The sequence below is a fragment of the Paraburkholderia sp. genome (assembly GCF_036488505.1).
GTDB lineage: Bacteria > Pseudomonadota > Gammaproteobacteria > Burkholderiales > Burkholderiaceae > Paraburkholderia.
Genome location: NZ_DASXHN010000333.1, coordinates 1 through 6366, shown reverse-complemented (window position 1 = coordinate 6366; position 6366 = coordinate 1). Strand labels below are relative to the sequence as shown.

Here is a 6366-nt window from a genome sequence, read left to right as displayed (position 1 = left end):
TTTAGCGTGCGGCTGTAGCTCAGTTGGATAGAGTACTTGGCTACGAACCAAGGGGTCGTGGGTTCGAATCCTGCCAGCCGCACCACCTCTAAAGGGCCTTCCAATCGGAAGGCCCTTTGTTTTTCTACAGACGCTTTTGTGTGCGGGCGTTCCGGCTGTTTAGTTTCCCGCGATCCACATGCACGTCCCGGCGGGCAGCAGCTATCGCTGCGGCAAGCACGTCATCGCGGCGGCGGTTTGATATCTCCGATCCGCCCATCCGGCGTCGGTAGATCCTCGACGATCCCGCCCACCGTTTGCTCGCTGATCGTCTGGGCTTGCGCGCCGGTCAGCGCCTGGCGCTCATGCAGCACGTCGCCCACCGTAGCGCCGAAATTGCTCGCGACGAACGCCCGTAGCAACGCGATGCGCATCGAGTCTCCCCGCCCTTCCGCAGCACCCTGGCCACCCGTGAATTCCGCGACGCATACCGCTTCCGTGTCGCCCTGCTCGCGCACTTCCAGCCGCCGCGCGCGCTCCAGCACCACGGCAGCCGTCTCCCACGACGCGGACGGTGTGAAGCGGCCGTCCCACGGACGACCGCGATTGTTGCCGCGGACCGACACGGTCTCGCCGCTATCGGTGAAGTAAATTTCGCGCACGAAGTCATGCAGACCACGCGCGACCCAGTAATCGAGCGCCACGCCAGTGAGTTCCGAAACGTTCATCAGCGTTCTCCCCGGGGGTTCAGGTGAGTTCTGCTTTTAGCCGGTGCATCCGAGGGGACGCACGAAAGATGCCTGCCCGGCCGACGGTATGAAGACATCGCGGGCAACAAAAGGCAGCAGAGACGCACGCAAGACAAAATCAGCGCACTGGCAAAATCCGCGCGGTCAAGACCGCTCGACCGCGCGATCGGCAAAGCACGCGGACTCAGTAATCCGCGCGCTCGCGATCGATGCGCATCCCGCCATCGTGACGGTGATGCCCTTCTTCGCTCGGCCGTTCGCGCGCAATGCGCATCACGTCGGGATTGGTGCGGACGCGGCGCATCACGTTGGCCAGATGGACGCGGTCGCTGACCTGGATCACGAAGCGCAGCACGGTGGATTCCTGCGACAGATCTTCGTCCATCGCGATATGGACGATGTTCGCGTCCGCCGATGTAATGTCGGCCGCCACGCGGGCGAACACGCCCTTCGTGTTCTTGACTAGCACCTTCACCGCGACGTCGAATAGGCGCCCCGGCTGCGGCGCCCACGCGACGTCGATCCAGCGGCCCGGATCGCGCCGGTGAATGCGCTGGGCAACGCGACAGTCGGTGGTGTGGATCGCCATGCCGAGGCCGATGCCGATATAGCCCATGATGTCGTCGCCCGGAATCGGACGGCAGCATGCAGACAGTTGCACCGACATTCCCTCGGTGCCGGTGATCACGACCGGTGGCGCATGCGGCGCCGAACCGGACTCGGAACGCGAGCCGTCGTCGTCGGCGTCGCGCCCGCTCATCAACACCTCGATGCGCTTGGCCATGACCGCCGCGACACGCCGGCCGAGACCGATGTCCGCGAAAATTTCCTGACGGTTCTTGTTGCCCGTCCACTGCACGAGCTTTTCCCACGCTTCGGGCGTCACATCCGAGAGCGCCAGCCCATAGCCCTTCAGCCCTTGATCGACCAGACGCTCGCCAAGCTGCACCGACTCGTTCAGGCGCATCGTCTTCAGATAATGACGGATTGCCGAGCGCGCCTTGCCGCTGCGCACGAAACCGAGCCACGCGGGATTCGGCTTCGAATACGGCGCCGTGATGACCTCGACGATATCGCCGCTCTTGAGTTCGGTACGCAGCGGCAGCAATTCGTTGTTGATCTTCACGGCGACGCACTGGTTGCCGAGGTCGCTGTGGATCGAATAGGCGAAGTCGAGCGCGGTGGCACCGCGCGGCAGCGCCATGATCTTCGACTTCGGCGTAAATACGTAGACCGCGTCGGGGAACAGGTCGATCTTTACGTGTTCGAGGAATTCGCTGGAGTCGCCCGCTTCGCTCTGGATGTCGAGTAGCGACTTGAGCCACTGATGCGCACGCTTTTGCACGTCGTTCAGATCCGCGCTGCCGTTCTTGTACAGCCAGTGCGCGGCCACGCCCGCTTCGGCGATCTCGTGCATCTTGCGCGTGCGCACCTGAAATTCGATGGGCGCGCCGAACGGGCCGACCAGCGTCGTATGCAGCGACTGGTAGCCGTTCACCTTCGGGATCGCGATGTAATCCTTGAACTTGCCCGGCACCGGTTTGAAGAGCGCATGCAGCGCACCGATGCAGGTGTAGCACTCGAGCGCGCTTTCGACCACCACGCGAAAACCGTACACGTCGAGCACCTGAGAGAACGACAACTGCTTGTCGCGCATCTTCTTGTAGATGCTAAAGATGGTTTTCTCGCGGCCGGTCACTTCTGCGTCGATCTTCGCATCCGCGATCGCGCGCTGCACCGATTCGAGAATCTTGCCGACCACCTCGCGCCGGTTGCCGCGCGCGGCCTTCACGGCTTTCTCAAGGGTCGCGTAACGGTGCGGGTTGAAGTTCGCGAAGCTCAGATCCTGCAGCTCGCGATAGGTATTGTTCAGGCCCAGCCGGTGAGCGATCGGCGCGTAAATATCAAGCGTTTCGCGCGCCACGCGGCGGCGTTTCTCGGACGGCACCGCGCCGAGCGTGCGCATGTTGTGCAGCCGGTCGGCGAGCTTCACCAGAATCACGCGCACGTCGCGCGCCATCGCGAGCAGCATCTTGCGGAAGTTTTCCGCCTGCGCTTCCTCGCGATTGCGAAACTCCATCTTGTCGAGCTTCGACAGCCCATCGACCAGTTCGGCGACCTTCGCGCCGAAGCGCTCGGCGAGCTCCGCCTTGGTCACGCCCTGGTCTTCCATCACGTCGTGCAGCAGCGCCGCCATGATCGACTGCGCGTCGAGATTCCAGCCCGCGCAGATTTCCGCGACGGCAACAGGATGCGTGATGTATGGCTCGCCGCTCTGGCGATACTGGCCGAGGTGAGCTTCGTCGCTGAAATGAAACGCCGCCTTGATGTCCTTGATCTCTTCCGGCTGCAGATAGCCGGACAGCGCTGACGTCAATCTGGCGATGGAAACGACGTCATGCCGGCGCGGCTGCTCCGGCGTGGCGGTCGGCCCGAACAGATGACGGAACGACTGTTCGAGGACCGCGTCGATGTACTTGCGTGCAGACGAAGGGGAATCTGCGTCGTGGTCCACTTCCGTGGCGGTGGGCGGGGTGGCACTCATGGTCGCCTCCGGAGCAGTCAGAATAGGACGCAGGTCTGCAAGTCACGCATTCCGGTGTGGCAAAGACCGGCCAAATCGAAAACGAAAAGCCGTGCGTCTTAAACCGGCACCTTCTTCAGCATTTCGACGCCGACCTGGCCAGACGCGATTTCACGCAGTGCGACGACGGTGGGCTTGTCGCGGCTTTCGATCTTCGGCGTGTGGCCTTGAGCGAGCTGACGCGCGCGATAGGTCGCGGCAAGCGCGAGTTCGAAACGGTTCGGGATCTGTTTGAGGCAGTCTTCGACGGTAATGCGGGCCATGTTGGTTTCCTTCTCAGTATGTTGCTTATTCTACCTTATGTGCTCGGCACAACGCCGCGCTCAGCCATGCGGCAGGTGGATGCCGAGCTGCATGAAAAGCTGCGTGTGACGCGCGTACTGCGACGCGAAGCGCGAGCGCGTCGCGCCGACCAGACAACGCAATTCCGCGAGCGCGCGATCGAAGTTCTCGTTGATCACGACGTACTCCGCCTCGGCCGCGTGCGCCATCTCGCCACCCGCGGCGAGCAGGCGCCGCGTGATCACGTTCGGTTCGTCCTGGCCGCGCTTTTTCAGGCGCTCTTCGAGCGCTTCCAGCGACGGCGGCAGAATGAAAATTTCAACCGCGTTGTGAAACTGTTTCTTGACCTGCTGCGCGCCTTGCCAGTCGATTTCCAGCAGCACGTCATGGCCGCTTTTCATCTGCTCTTCGATCCACACGCGCGACGTGCCGTAGTAGTTGCCGTGCACTTCCGCGCTTTCGAGAAACTCGCCGGCGTCGTGGCGCTGCATGAAGTCTTCGACGGTCGTGAAGTGATAGTGCTCGCCGTCCTGCTCGTTCGGACGCGGCGGGCGCGTCGTGTACGAGATCGACAGACGGATCGCGTCGTCGCCCGCGAGCAGCGCGTTCACGAGCGTCGACTTGCCGGCGCCCGACGGCGCGACGACCATGAACAGATTGCCGGGATAAGCGCCCGCGTAAGGATGGCGCGGCGCGCCGGGTTCGCGTGGGTGATGCTCGGTCATGGTGTGGTGCTCCAGCCTTATTCGAGATTCTGTACCTGCTCGCGCATCTGTTCGATCAGCAGCTTGAGCGTCATCGACGAATCCGCGAGTTCCTTCGCCGCCGCCTTCGAGCCGAGCGTGTTCGCTTCGCGATTGAGCTCCTGCATCATGAAGTCGAGCCGCTTACCGACCTTGCCGCCCTTCTCGATGACGTGACGCGTTTCGTTCAGGTGCGCGGTGAGGCGCGACAGTTCTTCGGCGATGTCGATGCGGATCCCGTACATCGTCACTTCCTGGCGGATCCGCTCGTTGATCTCTTCACGCGAGACGATCGTCGCGGCCGTGTCCGGCGCAGCGATGCCAAGCGCTTCCTGCAGACGCTCGACGATCTTTTGCTGATGCCGCGTGATCAACTCGGGCACGAGCGGCGTGATCTTCGTGACGATCGCTTCCATTTCCGTCACGTTCGAAAGCAGCATATTCGCGAGTTGCGCGCCTTCGCGCGCGCGCACGTCGATGAGGTCCGTGATCGCCTGCTTGCCGCATGCGAGCACCGCGTCGCGCAGCGTCTCTGGCGCAACGCCGCTTTCGGCGAGTACGCCGGGCCAGCGCAGGATTTCACCGGTGCGCAGACGGCCCGCTTCCGGAAACGTGGAAAGCACCGCACGCTCGAGCAGCGCGAGTTGCGTAAGCGCATCGCGATTGATCGCGCCGGCGTTCGCCGATTGCTCGCTGCGTTGCAGATTGACGCGAATGTCGACCTTGCCTCGCGACAGCTTGTTCATCAGCATCTCGCGCAGCGTCGGTTCGACGACGCGCACGTCTTCCGGCATGCGGAAGTTCAGATCGAGAAAGCGCGAATTCACCGTGCGCAGTTCGACCGACACGCTCACGCCACCCGTGCCCGAAGCCGCCACGAGTTCGCGCGTGGCGCTCGCATAGCCAGTCATGCTGTAGATCATCGTATTTCTCGCGATTGCGGCCACACGTTCGACGTTTGGCCTGAGAAGCGGATCGCCCGGCGCGTACGAGACGCGGGGCGCAGAACCGGCATTATCCCATTTTTGGCCGCGACATCCGGCCCAAGCCAGCGCGCATGCGGGCTGGCAACGTCCGGCTCGCAGCGGCCGACGGCGCGATTCGTCATCGATCCGCCGGCGTTGCGCCTGGTTGCGGATCGCGGTGATGCCCGCTCGCCCCATCGCAATACTTTTCAGATGTCCGGGCGTGCTCGTCGCGTGCCGGTTCGCGCGGCCGCACCCGTCACCGCCCTACCCGATCGGCGGTAAAATCGCGCTTTCCCCTCCGCCGTTCTTCCGGCCCATCCCCCACTCCATCCCGACATGAGCAACGACAACCAACGCCCCAGCGGCCGTCAGCCCAACCAGTTGCGCGACGTGCGCATCACGCGTCATTACACGAAGCATGCGGAAGGCTCGGTGCTGGTCGAATTCGGCGACACCAAGGTAATTTGCACGGCGAGCGTCAGCGAGAGCGTGCCGCCGTTTCTGCGCGACCGCGGCCAGGGCTGGCTCACCGCCGAATACGGGATGCTGCCGCGCGCGACGCACACCCGCAGTGACCGCGAAGCCGCGCGCGGCAAGCAGACCGGCCGCACGCAGGAAATCCAGCGACTCATCGGACGCGCGCTGCGCTCGGTGTTCGACCTCGAAAAGCTGGGCGCGCGCACCATCAATCTCGACTGCGATGTGATCCAGGCCGACGGCGGCACGCGCACCGCGAGCATCACCGGCGCGTTCGTCGCCGCGCACGACGCGGTCGCGAAACTGCTGGCGAGCGGCCGCATCGAAAGCTCGCCGATCACCGATTACGTCGCCGCGATTTCAGTCGGCATGTACGACGGCGCGCCCGTGGTCGATCTCGACTACGACGAAGACTCGCAGTGCGACACCGACATGAATGTCGTGATGACGGGCTCGGGCGGCTTCGTCGAAATTCAGGGCACTGCGGAAGGCGTGCCGTTCTCGCGCGAAGAAATGAATGCGCTGCTCGATCTCGCGAACGACGGCATCAGCACGCTGATCGCGAAACAGAAAGCGGCGCTGGG

6 protein-coding genes and 1 tRNA gene are annotated in these 6366 nt (G+C 63.5%); 2 read left to right on the top strand and 5 right to left on the bottom strand.

Annotated elements, in window-relative coordinates; genetic code table 11:
* Window positions 1–8: 8 nt before the first annotated feature.
* Window positions 9–85: transfer RNA gene (locus VGH68_RS19330), tRNA-Arg, on the top strand.
* Window positions 86–221: 136 nt separating this feature from the next.
* Here VGH68_RS19330 and VGH68_RS19325 read toward each other — a convergent pair.
* The 5 genes from VGH68_RS19325 to VGH68_RS19305 all read right to left on the bottom strand — a co-directional run bounded on the left by VGH68_RS19325 (window position 222) and on the right by VGH68_RS19305 (window position 5260).
* Window positions 222–707, bottom strand: coding sequence for a phage protein NinX family protein (locus tag VGH68_RS19325; protein ID WP_331605286.1), 486 nt, complete (start codon window positions 705–707; stop codon window positions 222–224).
* A 205-nt stretch (window positions 708–912) separates the two neighbouring features.
* Entirely contained in the window at window positions 913–3273 is a 2361-nt protein-coding gene (locus VGH68_RS19320; RefSeq protein WP_331605285.1) for a bifunctional (p)ppGpp synthetase/guanosine-3',5'-bis(diphosphate) 3'-pyrophosphohydrolase, read from the bottom strand.
* A 98-nt stretch (window positions 3274–3371) separates the two neighbouring features.
* A complete protein-coding gene (gene rpoZ, locus VGH68_RS19315) occupies window positions 3372–3575 on the bottom strand; it encodes a DNA-directed RNA polymerase subunit omega (RefSeq protein ID WP_044848533.1) in 204 nt (67 codons plus the stop codon).
* A gap of 60 nt (window positions 3576–3635) precedes the next feature.
* Complete coding sequence (gene gmk / locus VGH68_RS19310) at window positions 3636–4319, bottom strand: guanylate kinase (protein ID WP_331605284.1); 684 nt, start codon at window positions 4317–4319, stop codon at window positions 3636–3638.
* A gap of 17 nt (window positions 4320–4336) precedes the next feature.
* Window positions 4337–5260, bottom strand: a complete 924-nt coding sequence (locus VGH68_RS19305; protein ID WP_331605283.1) for a YicC/YloC family endoribonuclease — start codon at window positions 5258–5260, stop codon at window positions 4337–4339.
* 381 nt (window positions 5261–5641) lie between these two features.
* Between VGH68_RS19305 and rph the strand changes: the two genes are divergently transcribed.
* Window positions 5642–6366: ribonuclease PH (rph, locus tag VGH68_RS19300; RefSeq protein ID WP_331605282.1), on the top strand; the 725-nt coding region annotated here is incomplete at its 3' end.

Bases quoted from the DNA above. Each gene is read 5' to 3' on its own strand.
- rpoZ (WP_044848533.1), bottom strand. From the start codon at position 3,575: ATGGCCCGCATTACCGTCGAAGACTGCCTCAAACAGATCCCGAACCGT.
- VGH68_RS19320 (WP_331605285.1), bottom strand. From the start codon at position 3,273: ATGAGTGCCACCCCGCCCACCGCCACGGAAGTGGACCACGACGCAGAT.
- gmk (WP_331605284.1), bottom strand. From the start codon at position 4,319: ATGACCGAGCATCACCCACGCGAACCCGGCGCGCCGCGCCATCCTTAC.
- VGH68_RS19305 (WP_331605283.1), bottom strand. From the start codon at position 5,260: ATGATCTACAGCATGACTGGCTATGCGAGCGCCACGCGCGAACTCGTG.
- VGH68_RS19325 (WP_331605286.1), bottom strand. From the start codon at position 707: ATGAACGTTTCGGAACTCACTGGCGTGGCGCTCGATTACTGGGTCGCG.